Source organism: Pseudoroseomonas cervicalis (genome assembly GCF_030818485.1).
Taxonomy (GTDB): Bacteria; Pseudomonadota; Alphaproteobacteria; order Acetobacterales; family Acetobacteraceae; genus Pseudoroseomonas; species Pseudoroseomonas cervicalis_A.
In genome coordinates, this window is the sequence record NZ_JAUTAJ010000002.1 from 84,473 (window position 1) to 102,044 (window position 17,572).

Here is a 17,572-nt window from a genome sequence, read left to right on the forward strand (position 1 = left end):
CCCCTCCCCCGCCCCGCCGCGTCGGGCTATGGCTGGGGCGGGAGGATCTGTCATGTCGGTTCTGGTCGAGGTCACGCGCGGGGGGCGGGTAGAATCTCGCCATGCCGGCGCCTTCGCGGTGGTGGATGCCGAGGGCGCGCTGGTGCTCTCGGAAGGGGATATCGACCGCCCGGTCTTCCCGCGCTCGGCGGTGAAGCTGATCCAGGCGCTGCCGCTGGTGGAGAGCGGCGCCGCCGACCGTTTCGGGCTGGATGATGAGTCGCTGGCGCTGGCCTGCGCCTCGCACAATGGCGAGGAGCGGCATGCGGAGGTGGCGGCGCGCGGGCTGGCGCGGCTCGGCCTCGATGCGGCGGCGCTGGAATGCGGCGCGCATTGGCCGAGCCTGCCGGCCGCCAGCCAGCGCCTGGCGCGGCAGGGGGCCTCGCCCAGCGCGCTGCACAACAACTGCTCGGGCAAGCATACCGGCTTCCTCTGCCTGGCCTGCGGGCTGGGCGCCGAGCCGCGCGGCTATATCCAGCCGGAGCATGCCGTGCAGCGGGCGGTGAAATCGGCGCTGGAGGAGGTCACCGGCTTCGCGCTGGCGGAGGGCAGCCATGGCATCGATGGCTGTTCCATCCCGACCTATGCGGTACCCTTGCGGGCGCTGGCGCTGGGCTTCGCGCGGCTGGGCAGCGGCCATGGGATGTCGCTGTCGCGCGCCCAGGCGGCGGCGCGGCTGCGGCGGGCGGTGGCCCGGCACCCCTTCATGGTGGGCGGCACGGGCCGGTTCGACACGGTGGTGATGGAGGCGCTGGGCGAGCGCGCCTTCACCAAGACCGGGGCCGAGGGTGTGTTCTGCGCCGCCCTGCCGGAGCTTGGCCTCGGCGTCGCGCTGAAATGCGAGGATGGCGCCGGCCGCGCCGCCGAGGTGGTGATGGCTGCCCTGCTGCTGCGTCTGCTGCCGATGTCGGAAGCCGAGCGCGGCGTGGTGGCGCCGCTGGCGGCGCCGATCCTGCTCAACTGGAATGGCATCGAGGTCGGCCAGCTGCGCGCCACCCTGCCGGCGTGACGCCGGCCGCCAGCGGCGGCCGGCCCTGCCAGAGAAAAGAAGGGGTCCAGGGGAATTCCTTCCCCTGGCCTTTTTGTTTTCTTTGTCTTTGTCTTTTTCTTACTCCGGCGCCCGCGCCGCCGTGCGTGCGCAGGCGATGACGGCCTCGCGCAGCGTGCCCACCACCAGCGGCACGCCAAGCGACTGGTGCAGCGCATCGTCCAGCGCATTGTCCGGCGCCGCCCAGAGCCCCACCATCAGCGGCAGCCGGGGCAGGCGCTGGCGCAGGCGGCGCAGCAGGTAGCGCAGATGGGTGGGCGCGCCGCGCATCTGCACGGCGCAGATGCAGGCCATGCGGGCGCCCGGCGCCTCGAAATGCCCGACGGCACGGCGGGAGACCTCGGCATAGGGCACGACCTGCGCGCCCAGCCCGTGCTTGCGCAGGATCTGGGCCAGCATGGTGGCGGAGACCTCGTCCAGCGGCCCGCGGCCGGCGATGCAGAGCACGGCGCCCTCGGCCTGCCAGGCGGGCGGGATGCTCTCGGCGGAGGGCAGCGCCATGGGGGCCGGGCGGGGCAGGCGCTGCTCGGCGCCGGAGAGGCGCAGCATGCGGCCGGCGCCATTGGCGGGGGGCGGCGGGGTGGGCTCGGAATCATCGTGCTCGTCGAGGGATTCGGCCAGCTCGGTGACGCTGTCGCGGATGCGGTCGAGCTGCGTCGGCGTGACCAGGCCGCGCCGCACATCCGCCGCGGCGAGCGCCAAGCCCTTCAGCGCCACCTCGTCATAATAGGAGGAGAGCGAGCGCTCCTTCAGCAGGGCCTCGGCCTGTTCCTGGGCCTCGTCCGGGTCGCCGGCCAGAGCGCGCTGGTAGAAATTCTCGACCGGGGTGAGGGCCGGCCTGTCGCCCAGCAGCACGTCGAGGAATTCCAGCCGCTCGACATGGCGGCCCAGCACGACCAGGCAGAGGGTGACGGGGGTGGCGATGATCAGCCCGATCGGGCCCCAGATCCAGCTCCAGAAGATGGCGGCGATGATGACCGAGACCGGCGACATGCCGGTGGAGTGGCCATAGGTCAGCGGCTCGACCACATGCGCCGCGATGGGCTCGACGGCCAGGAAGAGCGCGGCGGTCCAGAGCGCCATGGACCAGCCCGGATCGACCGAGGCGGCGAGGCCGATGGGCAGCACGGCGCCGAGGATGCCGCCGATGAAGGGCACGAAGCGCAGCAGCGCCGCGACCAGGCCCCAGAGCAGCGGGCTCGGCACGCCGATCAGCAGCAGGCCGAGGCCGATGACGGCGCCGAAGCCCAGATTGATGCAGAGCTGGGCCAGGAAGAAGCGGCTGAGGCGGATGGCGGCGTCGTCCATGGCCACGGTGGTGCGGTGCAGGTCGGTCGAGCCGAACAGGCGGATCAGCCGGTCGCGCAGATCCTCCCGCTGCAGCAGCACGAAGATGGTGACCACCAGCACGATGCCGGCCTGGGTCAGCGGCCCGGCCAGCGGAGCCAGGAAGGCCCGCACCATCTGCATCGGCGTCATGTCGGGGCTGTGGATCTCCACCGGCAGGGGCGGCACTGCCGCGTCGCGCGGCGGGGTGATGGAGGGCACGGGCGGTGGGGCGCGGCCGAAATCCTCGCCCAGGCGCTCGACCAGGGAGCCGATGCGGCCGATGGTCATCTGCCGCAGCGTGTCCAGCTTCTGCTGCACGGTGTGCTGGTAGAGCGGCGCGTTCTGCGCCAGCTCGGCGAGCTGGGCGCCGATCAGCGCGGCGGCGGCCAGGATGATACCCAGCGCCACCAGCACCGCCAGCAGCACCGCGGTGATGCGCCCGACCCTGAGCCGCCGCAGCACCCGCACCAGGGGCGAGAGCACCAGGCTGAGCAGGATGGCGAGCGTGACCGGGATCAGCACCTCGCGGCCGAGATAGAGGCCGGCGACCACCACGACGCCGCCGGCCAGCGTGGTCAGGCTGCGCAGATCGGGGGCTTCGGCCGGGGCGACCTTCGCCCTCGTCGCCGGGCCATTGGCGCGCAGCGGTGGTTCGGCCATCGGGGCAGTCTCCAGCGGGGGTTGAATCCGCTGGGCTAACGCGCCGCAGTGCAAAAAGGATATGTCTACCGGCGGCGTGGACTTTGCCGACCTCGCCCGGGCCGTTCCCGGCCTCAGCGCAGCAGCTTGCGCACCGGTGGGGCGGAGGGGTGCAGCAGCAGCCCGTCCGGCGTCAGCTCGACCCGGGCGTCGCGATAGACCGCCTGGGCCAGCTGCAGATTCTCGGTGAAGGCCGCCTTGAAATGCTTGCGCAGGCGGATGCCGGCGCCGAACTGGGTCGCCAGCGCCGTCCAGCTGATCAGCTTGCTGTCGTTCAGCGAATGCAGCCGGTAGGCCAGCCAGCAATAGACGTCGAGCGCCATGGAGGAGTTGCGGATGTGGCGGATCGCCGCCTCGTCCAGCGGCACGGCGTGCTGGCGCAGCTGCTGGAAGAAGCTCTCCGAGAGCCGCGCGGTCTCGACGAAGAGATCCCCCTGCCCGCCCGGCGCGTTGGGGTCGTCGACGAACATGGCGATGTCGACGATGTTCTGGTTCACCAGCACCGAGGTGCCGTTGCGGGTGAAGTGGAAGGAGAGGCGGCAGCGGCTGATGCGGTCCGCCTGCTCGCGCACCAGCTTGGTGGTCTTGCCGCCGACCGAGACGCCGAGGCGGCCCAGGAAGTCGCGCAACGAACGCCCGAGCTGCACATCGCGCGAGCCGGTGCGCAACGCCTCCGACTGCAGATAGATCAGGATCAGCCGGGCGATGGCGCCGAAGGGCACGCCGACATGGGCGGGTGCCCCATCCGGCCCCAGCCGGACACCGGGCTCGACCAGCAGGGTCAGGCTGTCGGTCTCGAGCTTCCAGATCGAGGCGTCATCCGCCGGCCGCCGGTGCGGCAGGGCGGTCTGGCACCAGCCGGAATGGATGTAGCCGATGCCGACATCCTCATCGGAGGCCCAGGAGGCCGCGGCCTCGACGATCCGCGCGCCGCGCCTGCCCTCCACCAGCTCCCGGCTGGCCTGGCGCCCATGCGTCTCGATGAGGGTGTGGACCGTGCCCATGACCATCCGCTGCTGCTTGCCGGCCGGACATTGGCGCGGCCGGTCGCCCCTGTCGACGTGGACTCTGCCGACCCAAAGCTAATTGGAAGATATTTGGTCTTAGTATTTGTATATGCCGGCAAAGTCCTCGGGATAAGGCCCGCAAGCCCTTGTTCCGTGGCGGGCCCCGGCGGCAGAGTCCACGCCGTGGCCGGCAGGGTCCACGCCGGGTGCTGTGGCCGACTCGCGGGGCGCCGCCGGAGTCGGTTTCCCGGCCTGTCGGGCGGCCCGCCGCGTGGACTCTGCCGACCCTCCACGACCTCGCCGCAGCCGTTGCAGGGCCGTTTCGCCGAGATTTTCCGCCCCTGGCGCCGCTGGCGCGCCACAGGTCGGCAAAGTCCACAGGGCTGCGCTGCGGGGCCACGCCTGAAGCACACGGCGCGGGCTGCGCCGGGGGATGGTCGCCAAAGTCCACGCCCTGCGCCGCAGGCGAGCGGCCGCGGCGCAGGCCGGGGAGCGGCTCACCCCCCCTCCCCTTCGCGGAAGCTGCGATAGAGCGCGTCCAGCCGCGCCACCAGGAAACGGCCGAATTCCGGCTCCAGCCGCTCATTCACCGTCAGCCGCAGGCCCTGCGGCCCGGGCTCGATCTTCACCAGCGGGTCGCCCTGCGGGGTGCGCCACCAGGGGTCGGCCTCCACCGCCGGCTTGCCGTCGCGAAGGGCGGCGAAGATGCGCTGGAAGCGGGCATCGCTGTTCAGCGCGCGGAAGCCGGGGCTGGCCATGGCGCGCTCGGCGAGGTCGGCCGCGCCCGCCTCGGCGAAGAGGCGCTGCAGCTCCAGCCAGCGCGGCCTGCCGGTGCGCGGCGCCGGGCCGATCGCCAGGATCACCGCCCGCGGGATGGCGCGCACCACCTGGAGGTAGCGGGTCATCTCCGCCGATTGCACGGCCAGTGCCGCATGCAGGGTCGGGCGGTCGAAGCCGCGCGCCTCCAGATGCGCGGCGAAGAGGGCGCGCTCGATGAAGGTGAGGTTGCGCCGCTCGATATTCTCCTTGCCCTGGGCCACCACCAGCTCGGCATCGGAGAGCGCGCGGATCACCGCCTTGATCGGGATGCCGAGCCGCTTCACCGCCAGCAGGCGGCGATGCCCATAGGCCATCTGGTAATGGCCCGGCTTCTCCGGGTGGGGCCGCACCAGCACCGGTACCTGCTGGCCGGAGCCGGCGATGCTCTGCACCAGCTCGGAAAGCTCCGCCTCGCTGTCGCCGGCGATCCGGTCGGCGACGAAGGAGGCCTCGACGAAAGCGGGGTCGAGCGCCACCACCGTCTCGCCGCCCTCGACGCGGGCGCGCAGCGCCTCCGCCTCCTCGCGCAGCTGGCCGAGGCTGAGGCCCATGGCGCGCACGGCGCCGGAGGGGACGCGGGCGGTGGCCGGGGCGGGTTGCGGCTCGGCCATTTCCTCGGCCGGGCCGGCGCCGAGCAGGCGCTTCAGCGTGTCCTTGCGGCTCATCGGGCGGCGCGGCCCCAGGCCTGGGCGACCAGCTGGCGGACCTCGCCATTCACCGAATCCAGCGCCTCCGCCGCGCGGTTGTAGGTTTCGCGGCTGAAATTCTGCGGCCCCACCTCATAGAGGGTCTGCTTGGTCAGCCCGGCATCGGAGATGGCGGTCGATTTGATCATCGGATTGGTCAGCACCCGCTCGCCGAACAGGCTGCGCAGGAAGCCCACCACCTGGGTCTGGGGGCCGTCCTGCGGCTCGTAGCGGGTGACCAGGTAGCGCAGGAAATCATAGTCGAGCCGCCCGCCGGCCTCCCGCACCACGGAGAGAAGATCGGCCGTCATCAGCAGGAACTGGCACATGCTGGCGATGTCGAGCATCTGCGGATGCACGGTGATCAGCACGCCCGTCGCGGCGCAGAGGGCGGCCAGCGTCAGGAAGCCCAGCTGCGGCGGGCAGTCGATGACGACGATGTCGTACTCCGCCTCGACGGTGGCCAGCGCCTCGGTCAGGCGGGTGAAGAACAGCGTCTCCTTGGCCCGCTCGGATTGCGCCAGCATGCGCGGCGTGTCGTGCTCAAATTCGTGCAGCTCCAGATTGGCCGGCACGATGTCGAGGCCGGCGATATAGCTCGGCCGGATCACCTCGCGCAGCGGGCGGCGCTGCCTGTCGTAGCGCAGCGCCGCGTAGAGCGTCTCATTCTCCCCGATATCCAGCTCCGGCTGGTAGCCGAACAGGGCGGAGAGGCTGGCCTGCGGGTCGAGGTCCAGCGCCAGCACCCGGTGGCCCTGGAAGGCCAGGTACTGCGCCAGATGCGCGGCCGTGGTGGTCTTGCCGGAGCCGCCCTTGAAATTGGCCACCGCGATGACCTGGAGGTGCTCGCCCTCCTGCCGGCGCGGCGGGGCCTGGCGGTTCTTGCCCTTGAGCAGGCCGCGCAGCGCATGGATCTGCTCCAGCGTATAGGCGCGGCGGCCGCCGGGGCCTTTTTCCGGCACCGGGCCTTCCCCCGCCAGGGCCAGCTGGCGCAGATAGGAATCGCTGATGCCGAGCAGATGCGCGACCTCGCCGCTGGAGAAGCGGCGCAGCGTCTTCTGCGCGGCGGGGGGGAAGATGCGGTTGCGGAGCAGGGCGAGCTGGGCGCTGAGCGCCCGCGCATCGGCGCCGATGCGCTGGTCGATCGGCTCCGGCGCGGCGGTGGTGGCGGACATGGCCGACGCTTTTCTCCGAAAAAGAGGCTTTTCGGCGTTAGCACAACGCTGCTGCGTCGACTACAGACCTTGCCGTTGACAGCTGTCAACGGCGCCGTGACGGTTCGCGGCGTCGGCCAGCGATGCGCGCCATTGACAGCTGTCAATGCGCGCTGCCCTTGTCCCGCCCAAACCTCATGCGACATGCGGCGTTGGAGGCACGGAATTGACCTGTCGATGAGAAGCCTGATCCTGCTGGCCGGCACGCTGCTGCTGGCCCTGCCCCCCATCCCGCCCGCGCTGGGCCGCGATGCGCCCGCCGCCCCCTCCCAGGCCGCCGCGCCCGGCGTCGGCGCGCTGGGGCGGGTCGAGCCCGCCTCCCGCATCCGCCGCATCGGCGCGCCGGGCGGGATGAACGTCACCCGCCTGGGCCGGCTGCTGGTCGAGGAAGGCCAGCGCGTCGAGGAAGGCGCGCTGCTCGCGGAACTGGCCGATGCGCCGCAGAAGGAGGCGCAGCGCCAGCGCGCCGCCGCCGCCCTGGCCGAGGCCGAGGCGCGGCTGGCCCTGATGCAGGCCGCCGCCCGGCCGGAGGAGATCACGGCGCAGCGGGCGCGCCTCGCCGGGCTGCGCGCCGAGGCGGAGAATGCCCGGCGCGAGGCGGCGCGCGCCGAACGCCTGGTGCCAAGCGGTGCCGGCGGCCAGGCCGAGGCCGAGCGCCGCCGCTTCGCCGCGCTGCGCGCCGAGGCCTCGCTGGCCGAGGCCGAGGCCGAGCTGGCCAGGCTGCAGAGCCCGCGCCCCGAGGATGTCGCCATGGCCCGCGCCCAGCGCGACGCGGCGGCCGCGGATGCGCGGGCGGCCGAGGCCGAGCTGGAGCTGGCCCGCATGCGCGCACCGATCGCCGGCACCATCCTCACCCTTTATGTCCGGCCCGGCGATCCGGTGGGCAATGACGGGCTGCTCGACATGGCGGATCTGGAGCGCATGGATGTGGTGGCCGATGTCTATGAGACCGACCTGCCGCGCCTGCGCCTCGGCCAGCGGGCGGAGGTGCTGGTGCCCGGCCATCCGGAGCGGCTCGGTGCCACGCTGCGCGAGATCGGCTGGCAGGTGCGCCGCACCACCCAGGCCGGCACCGACCCGGTCGCCGCCGTCGATGCCCGCACCGTGCCGGTGCGGCTGACGCTGGACGCGGAAGGCGCGGCGCTGCTGGCGCGGCGCTCCAACATGCAGGTGCAGGTGGCGATCCGCCCATGAGGCTCGCCACCACGCTCTGGCTGCCGCTGCGGCTCGCCTGGCGGCAGCTGCGCGCCGACAAGGCCCGGCTGGCCACCGCCATCGCCGGCGTGCTCTTCGCCTGCGTGCTGGTCTTCATGCAGCTCGGCTTCCGCGCCGCGCTGTTCGATTCCGCCACCTCGCTGATCACCGCCATGCGCGGCGAGGTGTTCCTGATCCACCCGATGACGCTGGCCAGCTTCCGGCCCGAGCCGCTGCCGCGGGTGCGCGCCAGCCAGGCCCTGGCCCTGCCGGAGGTGGCGCAATCCGTGCCGATCTACATGGCGCAGAGCACCTGGCGAAATCCGGAGACGGGGGAGCGCCGCACCATCCAGCTGGTGGGCTTCGATGTCGAGGCCGGCGCCATGCGCTTCGAGGGGCTGGAGCGGGTGGCCGAGGCGCTGAAGCGCCCCGACACGGTGGCTTTCGACCGCCGCTCCCGTCCCGAATTCGGGCCCGTCGAGGCGCTGCTGGCGGGCGCGCGGCGGCAGCCTGCCGGTGCAGATCAGCAACCGGCAGATCGAGGTGGTGGGGGTGGTGGAGATCGGCGCCTCCTTCGGCGCCGATGGCAATGTCATCATGAGCGAGACGAATTTCCGCCGCCTGATGCCGGAACGCCCCTTCTCCAATGCTGATCTGGTGGCGATCCGGCTGCGCCCGGGCGCCGACCCGGCCGCGGTGCGCGACCGGCTGGCCGCCCTGCTGCCGCCCGATGTGGCGGTGCTGACCCAGCCCGAGCTGGTCGCCTGGGAGCTGCGCTACTGGGAGACGGCGACGCCGATCGGCTTCATCTTCACCTTCGGCAGCCTGATGGGGCTGATCGTCGGCATGGTCATCGTCTACCAGATCCTGTTCAGCGACGTGGCCGGGCATCTGCGCGAATACGCCACGCTGAAGGCGATCGGCTACACCAATGCCTATCTGGGGCGGGTGGTGCTGTCGGCGGCGCTGCTGCTGGCGGTGCTGGGCTTCATCCCCGGCGCCATCGCCGCTGGCCTGCTTTATGAGGTGGTGGGGCGCGCTACCTTCCTGCCGCTGGCCATGGAATGGGGGCGCAGCCTGATGATCTTCGCCATGATCTTCGGCATGTGCGGCCTGGCCGGGCTGCTGGCCATGCGCAAGCTGCGCGACGCCGATCCGGCGGACATGTTCTGATGCCGGGCGGCGAACCCCCCGTTGCGCTCGACGGCGTCTCCTATGCCTATGGCAGCGGCGAGCTGCGCCGCCCCGTGCTGCGCGAGGTCGATCTGCGCGTGGCGCCGGGGGAGATCGTGCTGCTGACCGGCCCCTCGGGCTCGGGGAAGACCACGCTGCTCACCCTGGTGGGGGCGCTGCGCGCCATGCAGCAGGGCTCGGCGCGGGTGCTGGGCCAGGAGCTGGCCGGCGCGACGGAGCGCCAGCGCGTCACGCTGCGCCGGCGCATCGGCTTCATCTTCCAGGCGCACAACCTGCTGGGCTTCCTGACGGCGCGGCAGAATGTCGCCATGGCGCTGGAGATGGCGGCGGAGCTGCCGGAGGCCGAGCGCCTGGACCGCGCCGATGCCATGCTGGAGGCGGTGGGCCTGGCCGAGCACCGCCACAAGCCGCCCGCCCAGCTCTCGGGCGGGCAGCGCCAGCGCGTCGCCGTCGCCCGTGCGCTGGTGGGCGCGCCGGGGCTGATCCTGGCCGATGAGCCCACCGCCGCGCTTGACAAGGCAAGCGGGCAGGAGGTTGTTCAACTGATGCGCGATCTGGCCCGCCGCCGGAGCGTCGCCATTCTGCTGGTGACACATGATCCGCGCATCCTGGACATTGCGGACAGGGTCGTCAGCATGGAGGATGGTCGGGTGATGACGGCATAAGCCCGGCGCCGTTGCCGGGTGGGCTGTTTGGCACCGCCATGGTCAAGGATTGCCTGTCGTGACACCGCCTGACCAATCAGCCCCCGCGCGGGCCGAGGCCGAGCGTCTGGCGGCGCTGTACCGGTTGCGTCTGCTCGACACCGCGCCGAGCCCGGATTTCGATGCCGTGGTCTCCCTGGCATCGCGGTATTTCGACTGCCCGGTGGTGATGCTGCTGCTGGTCGACCGCGACCGGCAATGGGCCAAGGCGGTGCATGGCCGGCTGCCCGGCTGGCAGGGGCCGCGGCAGCATTCCATCTGTCACTGGACCATCCAGGGCGAGGATGTGCTGACGGTCGAGGATCTGCACCTTGATCCGCGCTTCCGCGACCTGCCCGAGAAGAGCGGCCTGCCGGATCTGCGCTTCTATGCCGGGCTGCCGCTGCCGGTCGAAGGGCAGAATGTCGGCACGCTCTGCCTGCTCGACAGCCGGCCGCGACGCTTCGGCGAGGCCGACCGCCAGGCGCTGCGGCAGTTCGGCCTGCTGGCCCAGGGTCTGCTGCTGGCCCAGTCCCAGGCCCGCCGGGCCGAGACGGCCTGGCAGGAGAGCCGCACCCTGGCCGCCCTCTCCGCCCGCAAGACCCGCCTGCTGCAGCAGACCGAGCGCCTGGCGCAGCTCGGCGGCTGGGAGCTGGACGCGCAGGGCCGTGGCCCGCTCTGGTCGGACGAGGTGTTCCGCATCCATGAGCTGCCCTTCGGCGCGCCGGTCTCGCTGCCGGATTCCTTGCTGCACTACCCGCCCGGCGACCGGGAAAGGGTGGCGGCGGCGGTCAGCGCCATCCTCGAACAGGGCCAGACCGCCGAGCTGGAAGCCGATTTCGTCACCGCCAAGGGCCGGCTGCGCCGGGTGCGCATCAGCGGCGAGCCGGAGCGCGACCAGCATGGCCAGGTGGTGCGTGCCGTGGGCCTGATCCAGGACATCACCGAGGCCTGGCAGTTGCGCCAACGTTTGCAGACCCTGGCGCTGCAGGATCCGCTGACCGGCCTGGCCAACCGCACCCAGCTGCTGCAATGGCTGGAGGCGGCGCTGCAGCGCGCGCCCGAGGAAGGCTCGCTGGCGCTGCTGCTGCTCGATCTCGACAATTTCCAGGATCTCAACGACCGCCATGGCCATGTCCAGGGCGATGCGCTGCTGCGCGGCATCGCCGCCCGGCTGCAGCGCAGCGCCGGCAGCCCGGGCATGGCGGCGCGCACCGGCAGCGACGAATTCGCCCTGCTGCTGCCCGGCACCGACGAGGATGGCGCCCGCCGCCGGGCCGAGCTGGTGCATGACATGCTGCGCGAGCCGCTGGTGCTGGATGGCGTGCCGGTCGGCGTCTCGGCCAGCATCGGCGTGGCGCTCGGCCCGCGCGACGGCACGACCGGGGAGATGCTGATGCGCCAGGCTGACATCGCCCTGTCGCATGGCCGGCGCCAGGGGCGCGGCCGCGTCACCCTCGCCTCGCCCGAGATCGCGCAGCGTTTCCTGGCCCGGCGCGAGGCGATCGAGCTGGTGCGCCTGGCGCTGCAGGAGGGCTGGGTGCGGCCCTTCTACCAGCCCAAGCTGCGGCTGGCGGACCGCCAGCGCACCGGCTTCGAATCCCTGGTGCGCATCCTGCCGCCGGATGGGCGGGTGCTGGGCCCGGGCCAGTTCTGGCCGGCGCTGCAGGAGGAGGAGACGGCCCGCCTGCTGGGCCAGCACATGCTGCAGGCGGTGACCGCCGATCTCTGCCGCTGGCGCGAGGCCGGGCTGGCGCCGAGCCGGGTCGGGCTGAACGTGTCGGAGGCGGATTTCGCCGGCGGCACCCTGGCGCAGCGCGTGGTGGCGCAGCTGGCCGCGCGGGAGCTGCCCGCCGCCTGCCTGACCATCGAGGTGACCGAGACGGTGCTGCTGAGCGAGGCGGCCTCCGCCGTCATCGGCACGCTGTCACGGCTGCATGCCGCCGGCATCGCCATCTCGCTCGACGATTTCGGCACCGGCTATGCCTCGCTGACGCATCTGCGCGACTTCCCGATCCAGGAGCTGAAGATCGACCAGAGCTTCGTCGCCCGGCTGCAGGAGGATCGGCGCAGCGGCCGCATCATCGGCAGCATCGTCGACCTGGCGCATGGCCTGGGCATGCGGGTGGTGGCCGAAGGGGTGGAAAGCGAGGCGCAGCACGCCGCGCTGCGCCGCCTCGGCTGCGATGAGGGGCAGGGCTATTATTACAGCCGCCCCATGCCCGCCGCCGGGGCCGAGGCCTGGCTGCGCGGCGAAGGCGGCGCCACCTAGCCCGCGGGCGGCATCGACAGGGCCTGCAGCGCCTCGCGCAGCGGGCCGGGCAGCGGGGTGGAGCGGCGTGTCGCGGCATCCACCAGCACCACCACACCCTCTCCCGTGGCGGCGCAGAGCGCCCCCTGGAACACGCCCTGCCCGGTGGTGAAGGAGGAGCGGCCGATGCCCGTCACCGCCGTGCCGATCTCGATCGGGCCCAGCTCGCGCAGCTCGGCGCGGTAGTCGATGGCCATGCGCGCCAGCACGAAATAGGTCTCCGGCCCCTTCAGCAGGCGCTGCATCAGCTCGACCCGCGCGGTTTCCAGATAGGTCGCGTATTTGGCGTTGTTGACATGGCCCAGCCGGTCGGTGTCGCCGAAGCGCACCCGGTCCTCGGCCCAGAGCGGATAGCTCGCCCGCTGCAGCAGCCTGGGGTCGTTCGCCATGGGGATGTCCTTCTGCCTGGGGCGCGCCCAGCATGGCGGCGGGCGCGGCGCCTGGCCAGAGCGCCCCGCCCGGCGGGGCCGCGTTGCCCTCGCGCCCGGGCTTCGCCACAAGGGCCGGAAGAACCATGGCGGAGGAGGCGTGTCGCATGCGGGATGAACGAGCGGAGGGGGAGGCCGCGCATCGCTGGCGCGTGCTGCTCGGCCTCTGCGCCTGCGTGGTGCTCAGCATGACCAGCTGGTTCTCCGCCGCCGCGGTGCTGCCGCAGCTGCGCGCGCTGTGGCAGATGGGCGATGCCGCCGCCGGCTGGCTGACCATCGCGGTGCAGCTCGGCTTCGTGCTCGGCGCCGTGGGGGCGGCGCTCAGCGGGTTGCCGGACCGGGTGCCGCCGCGCCGGCTGATGCTGGTCTCGGGCCTCGGCGCGGCGCTGGCCAATCTCGGCCTGCTCTGGGCGCCGGGCCCGGGCAGCGCGCTGGCGCTGCGGCTGCTGACCGGTGTGCTGATGGCCGGCCTCTACCCGCCGGCGATGAAGCTGGTCGCCACCTGGTTCCGCGCCGGACGCGGCCTGGCGCTGGGCTGCGTCATCGGCGCGCTGACGCTGGGTTCGGCCCTGCCGCATGCGGTGAATGCGGTGGGCGGGCTGCCCTGGCAGGGTGTCATCATCGCCGCCAGCCTGGCGACGCTGGCCGGCGCCATCGGCATCCTCAGCCTGAAGGAGGGGCCCTACCCCTTCCCGCGCGCGCCCTTCGAGCCGGCGAAGCTGCGCCAGGCCCTGTCGCAGCGCGCCGTGCTGCTGGCGAGCGCCGGCTATCTCGGCCATATGTGGGAGCTCTACGCCATGTGGAGCTGGATGCTCTCCTTCCTGCGCGAGCGGCTGGGGGAGGGGGGCGGCGGCCTTGCCTCCTGGTTGACCTTCGCCATGGTCGCCGCCGGCGCGCCGGGCTGCGTGCTGGCCGGGCGCCTGGCGGACCGGCTGGGGCGGACCCGCACCACCATCGGGCTGATGGCGCTCTCCGGCGGCTGCGCGGCGGTGATCGGCCTCGCCTATGCCGGGCCGCTCTGGCTGGTGGTGCTGGTGGGGCTGCTCTGGGGCTTCAGCATCGTGGCCGATTCCGCGCAATTCTCCGCCATCGTCACCGAGGTCGGCGAGCCCTCCCTGGTCGGCACGGCGCTGACCGTGCAGCTCGGCCTCGGCTTCGCGCTGACCGGACTGGCCATCGGGCTGCTGCCCTGGACGGCGTCCGTCATGGGCAGCTGGCAATGGGTGTTCCTGGTGCTGGTGCCGGGGCCGCTGCTCGGCATCCTGGCCATGGCCCGGCTGAAGCGCCTGCCGGAAGCGGCGCGTATCGCCGGCGGGCGCGGCTAGCGGGCCCTCAGCCGCGGCGCGAGAGCTGGGCCTCGATCTGGCGCAGCCGGGTGTCGACCGCTTCCAGCTCCTCCGCCAGCCGGTCGCGCCGCAGCGCCAGGCGGCGCTGCTCCTCCCGCAGCGCCGCGCGGTCCGGCCGGGCGGGGGAGGGGGCCTCCGGCACGGTGCGGCGCAGCTCCAGGATTTCCCGGCGTGTCACATCCGGGCGGATCAGCCCGCGTTCCCGGGCCAGCCGCAGCTGCCCATCGCTCAGCAGGGTGATCTGATAGGCCGTGCCATAGGAGCCGGGGCAGTCCTGCTGCGGCAGCCGGCCGGATTCCACCGCGCGGGCGATCTGCCGCAGCTGCGTCGCCGTGGCGTCGGAGAAGGGGAAGATGCGCTCCGTGCCCTGGCGCAGGCGCTGCATCTCGGCCCGCGTCAGGCTCTGTTCCAGCGCCAGCAGGGCGCGGCCGATGGCCAGGAAGCTGTCGCGCGCATCGGCCCACTCCTTGCGGATCTCGGCGCGGATGCGCAGCATCTGCCGCAGCTTGGCCGGGTTGTCCGGCAGCTCGGTGCCGGCGAAGACGCTGCGGATGGCCTCCAGCCCCTCCGCCTCCTCCGCCGCCAGCCCCTGCAGCGCCGTCGCGCGCGGATCGGCGGGGGGGGCTTCCTCCTCCTGCGCCAGGAAGGCGCGCAGCGCGCTTTTCGATCGCTTGCCGCTCACAGCCCGGCCTCCCGCTTCACATAGGCCCAGACCTCCTCGAAGGGCGCGATGCCGCGCGACTTCGAATAGTCGAGCAGGGTGAGCCCCTTGGCCGCCGGCACATGCACATCCTCCAGTTGCGGCAGTTCGGTCGGGCAGACCGGGCCGGCCTTCACCAGCAGGCCGCGCATGCGGGCATAGGAGGTGGTGCGGCGATTGGCGCGGTTCAGCACCACCGAGGCGCGCCGGCCCTTCTCCGCCAGGCTGCGCAGCCAGGGGGCGACGCTGTCGATGTCGTCCTGGGTGCAGATGGCCGGTACCAGGATCAGGTCGGCGGCTTCGCCCAGCGCGTCGATGGCTGGCAGATGGTCCTCGACGCTGGGCGGGGTATCCAGCACGGCCAGGCGATACCCCGCCGCCTGGCGCAGCGCGCCGCGCCAATCCTGCAGGCTGGCCGGCTGCACGGGGACGGCGGCAAAATCCGGGAAGGCTTCCCGCGTGCGCTCTCGCCGCGCCGCCCATTTGGCCAAGGTCTGCTGCCTGTCGAAATCCAGCCCGAGGACCGGCAGGCCTTCCTGGGCGGCGGCCACCAGCAGATGCCGGCTGAGCACGGATTTGCCCGAGCCGCCCTTGGGCGAGGAGACGAGGATGATGCGCGGTGCCGGGGTGCGAGCCATGCAGCGCAGATTAAGCTGCTGGAATGGCGCGCGAAAGCCCGGAAGCGCGGCCAGCTCCGGCGGAATTAGACATGTCTAATTCCCGGCCTGCAACGATCCTACCAGGCGGTGACGGTCCCGGCGATGCGCTGGGCCGCCTGCCGCAGCACGGGCAGGAAGTGCCGCCGCATCGTCTCCAGCGGCGCGCGCGCGGCCGAGGTGCCGATGTTCAGCGCCGCCACATCGCGCCCCGCGGCGTCCGGCACCGGCACGGCGATGGACCGCGCGCCGAGCTCCAGCTCGCCATCGATCACGGCGTAGCGCTGCCGGCGGATCTCCGCCAGGCGGGCGCGGAACTGCGCGGGGTCGGTCACGGTGCGCTCGGTCCAGGCGCGCAGCGGATGGCGCTGCAGCCATTCCTCCAGCGCGGCCTCGTCGAGCGCCGCCAGCAGCACGCGCCCGAGAGAGGAGGCATGGGCCGGCAGCCGCGTGCCGATATCGATGCGCGAGGAATAGACCCGCCGCGCCTCCACCCGCGCCACATAGACGACATCCGCCCCGTCCAGCACGGCGAGCGAACAGCTTTCGTTCAGCTCGCGCGACACCGCCTCGATGACCGGCCGCACCGCCTCGGCGCGCGCGAAGCCGGCCAGATAGCCCTGGCCGAAACGCAGCACGCGCGGGGTCATCCAGAACAGCTTGCCATCGCTGGCGAGATAGCCGAGCGCGGTGAGGGTCAGCAGGAAGCGCCGCGCCGTGCCGCGGCTGAGCCCGGTCTGCTGCGCCACCTGGGACAGCGTCATGCGCTCCCGCCCCGGGGCGAAGCATTCCAGCACCTGCAGGCCGCGGCCGAGGGCGGCAACGAAATCCCCCTCTTTCAGGCCGGGGGGAGGGGAGGGGATGGCGGCACCGGTCGCCATGAAGCCGCGCATCTCCTGGATTGTGCAAAGCCCGATGCTGCCGCTTAGCCGCGCGCGCGCCATGGCGGCAAGCGGAAAGCTGCCGCGCGAAGAGGCTTGACAGCGGCGTCCTCCGGGTCCGACGCTGGGCGCAAATTCGGACATATGTCCGGCCAGCGGACAAAACCGGCGGACTGCACAGCCGGCCCCCGCTGCGGAACCAAGCGTGAGGACGCCAAGAGATGACCACCCGCCGCACCCTGCTGGCGGCCACGGCCTTTGGCCTGGCCGCGCCGCGCCTGCTTCGCGCCCAGCCCGCCAGCCATGTCATCGGCACGCTGTTCCCGATGGCCGGGCCGAATGCCGAATACGGCGCCATCTTCACCGCCGGCATCGAGCTGGCGCTGCAGCATCTGCGCGACGACCGCGTGCTGCAGCGGCCCGTCGAGCTGCGCGCGCAGGACAGCCTGGCGACGCCGCAGGGCGGCGCTGTCGGCATGACCAAGCTCGCCAATGTCGACCGCGCCGTCTATGTCATGCTGGGCTTCACCGGTGTGTCCAAGGCGGCGGCGCCGATCGGCACCCGCGCCAAGGTCGTGATGGTCAATGGCGGCGGCGTCGGGCCGGATCTCGCCGAGCTTTCCCCCTACTACTGGAACGTCATCCCGCTGGTGAACCAGGAGGTGCGCGCCCTGCTGCCCTGGCTGCAGGAGAAGGGGCTGAAGCGCATCGCCCTGGTCTATGTCGACGATCCGCTGGGCAATGGTGTGCTGCAGGAGCTGCGCAACGGCCTGCCGCCCACCGGCGGCACCCTGGCCGGCAGCTTCAGCATCCCGCCCGCCACGCAGCAATTCGCCGCCATCGCCGCGCGGGTGCGCGATGCGCGGCCGGATGCGGTGTATTTCGCCAGCTATGGCGCGCAGCAGGCGCAGATCATCAAGCAGCTGCGCGACAATGGCGTCAGTCAGCCACTGCTCTCCTATTCCGGCGGCGGCATTCCCTCGGTGCTGACGCTGCCGGAGAGCGAGGGGCTGGTCTATACCAGCCAGGCCGCCGACTGGTCGCTCTCCGACCCGGTCACGCAGCGCTTCGTCACCGATTGGCGGGCGAAGCATGGCGGCGATCCCTCCGCCTATCACCAGAACTACTACAATGCGATGCGGCTGTTCGGCCTGCTGGCGCAGTCGCTGGAGAAGGCGGGCAAGCCGGTGGAGGGCGAGAGCCTGCGCGAGGAGATGCTGCGCACCCGCCGCTTCGCCCTTGTCGGCGGCGAGGGCGAGTTCAGCGAGCAGGGCACCATGCGCATGCCGATGCAGATCAACGAGATCCGCGGCGGGCGCGGGCAGAAGATCGCCTGAG

16 protein-coding genes are annotated in these 17,572 nt (G+C 72.2%); 8 read left to right on the top strand and 8 right to left on the bottom strand.

Annotated features, from left to right (window positions below):
* Positions 1-52 precede the first annotated feature (52 nt).
* A complete protein-coding gene (locus QE401_RS01035; protein ID WP_307136395.1) occupies positions 53-1,048 on the top strand; it encodes an asparaginase in 996 nt (331 codons plus the stop codon).
* Positions 1,049-1,147: 99 nt separating this feature from the next.
* Here QE401_RS01035 and QE401_RS01040 read toward each other — a convergent pair whose 3' ends face one another.
* The 4 genes from QE401_RS01040 to repA form a co-directional block, all read right to left on the bottom strand.
* Complete coding sequence (locus QE401_RS01040; protein ID WP_307136396.1) at positions 1,148-3,076, bottom strand: AI-2E family transporter; 1,929 nt, start codon at positions 3,074-3,076, stop codon at positions 1,148-1,150.
* A 113-nt stretch (positions 3,077-3,189) separates the two neighbouring features.
* Positions 3,190-4,125 carry a replication protein RepA gene (locus QE401_RS01045; protein WP_307136397.1) on the bottom strand — a complete coding sequence of 312 codons (936 nt, stop codon included), beginning with the start codon at positions 4,123-4,125 and terminating at the stop codon, positions 3,190-3,192.
* A gap of 494 nt (positions 4,126-4,619) precedes the next feature.
* Positions 4,620-5,606, bottom strand: a complete 987-nt coding sequence (gene repB / locus QE401_RS01050) for a plasmid partitioning protein RepB (RefSeq protein WP_307136398.1) — start codon at positions 5,604-5,606, stop codon at positions 4,620-4,622.
* Entirely contained in the window at positions 5,603-6,802 is a 1,200-nt protein-coding gene (gene repA / locus QE401_RS01055; protein WP_307136399.1) for a plasmid partitioning protein RepA, read from the bottom strand. Before repA ends, repB begins: the two co-directional genes overlap by 4 nt.
* A 216-nt stretch (positions 6,803-7,018) precedes the next feature.
* On the opposite strand from repA, the gene QE401_RS01060 reads away from it, so the two are divergent.
* Genes QE401_RS01060 through QE401_RS01080 form a run of 5 tightly spaced genes read left to right on the top strand, consistent with a single transcriptional unit; the run spans position 7,019 to position 12,184 of the window.
* Positions 7,019-8,035 (top strand): efflux RND transporter periplasmic adaptor subunit, encoded by a 1,017-nt coding sequence (locus tag QE401_RS01060; protein ID WP_307136400.1) that lies wholly within the window; start codon positions 7,019-7,021, stop codon positions 8,033-8,035.
* Complete coding sequence (locus QE401_RS01065) at positions 8,032-8,688, top strand: hypothetical protein (protein WP_307136401.1); 657 nt, start codon at positions 8,032-8,034, stop codon at positions 8,686-8,688. The genes QE401_RS01060 and QE401_RS01065 overlap by 4 nt, the downstream gene beginning before the upstream one ends.
* A complete protein-coding gene (locus QE401_RS01070; protein ID WP_373461412.1) occupies positions 8,591-9,208 on the top strand; it encodes an FtsX-like permease family protein in 618 nt (205 codons plus the stop codon). The genes QE401_RS01065 and QE401_RS01070 overlap by 98 nt, the downstream gene beginning before the upstream one ends.
* Positions 9,208-9,894 carry an ATP-binding cassette domain-containing protein gene (locus QE401_RS01075; RefSeq protein WP_307136403.1) on the top strand — a complete coding sequence of 229 codons (687 nt, stop codon included), beginning with the start codon at positions 9,208-9,210 and terminating at the stop codon, positions 9,892-9,894. Before QE401_RS01070 ends, QE401_RS01075 begins: the two co-directional genes overlap by 1 nt.
* Positions 9,895-9,952: 58 nt before the next feature.
* Entirely contained in the window at positions 9,953-12,184 is a 2,232-nt protein-coding gene (locus QE401_RS01080) for a putative bifunctional diguanylate cyclase/phosphodiesterase (protein WP_307136404.1), read from the top strand.
* Here the strand turns inward: QE401_RS01080 and QE401_RS01085 are convergent.
* Positions 12,181-12,612, bottom strand: coding sequence for an acyl-CoA thioesterase (locus QE401_RS01085; RefSeq protein ID WP_307136405.1), 432 nt, complete (start codon positions 12,610-12,612; stop codon positions 12,181-12,183). The two genes, QE401_RS01080 and QE401_RS01085, sit on opposite strands and share 4 nt — an antisense overlap.
* Before the next feature lie 146 nt (positions 12,613-12,758).
* On the opposite strand from QE401_RS01085, the gene QE401_RS01090 reads away from it, so the two are divergent.
* Positions 12,759-13,976, top strand: a complete 1,218-nt coding sequence (locus QE401_RS01090; protein WP_307136406.1) for an MFS transporter — start codon at positions 12,759-12,761, stop codon at positions 13,974-13,976.
* Between the two features lie 7 nt (positions 13,977-13,983).
* On the opposite strand, the gene QE401_RS01095 is transcribed toward QE401_RS01090, so the two are convergent.
* From QE401_RS01095 to QE401_RS01105, 3 genes are all read right to left on the bottom strand, one after another.
* Positions 13,984-14,679 carry a hypothetical protein gene (locus QE401_RS01095; protein ID WP_307136407.1) on the bottom strand — a complete coding sequence of 232 codons (696 nt, stop codon included), beginning with the start codon at positions 14,677-14,679 and terminating at the stop codon, positions 13,984-13,986.
* Entirely contained in the window at positions 14,676-15,335 is a 660-nt protein-coding gene (locus QE401_RS01100) for a ParA family protein (RefSeq protein WP_307136408.1), read from the bottom strand. The genes QE401_RS01095 and QE401_RS01100 overlap by 4 nt, the downstream gene beginning before the upstream one ends.
* Positions 15,336-15,433: 98 nt before the next feature.
* Positions 15,434-16,234, bottom strand: a complete 801-nt coding sequence (locus QE401_RS01105) for an IclR family transcriptional regulator domain-containing protein (protein ID WP_307136409.1) — start codon at positions 16,232-16,234, stop codon at positions 15,434-15,436.
* A 221-nt stretch (positions 16,235-16,455) separates the two neighbouring features.
* Between QE401_RS01105 and QE401_RS01110 the strand changes: the two genes are divergently transcribed.
* Positions 16,456-17,571, top strand: coding sequence for an ABC transporter substrate-binding protein (locus QE401_RS01110; protein WP_307136410.1), 1,116 nt, complete (start codon positions 16,456-16,458; stop codon positions 17,569-17,571).
* Position 17,572 lies beyond the last annotated feature (1 nt).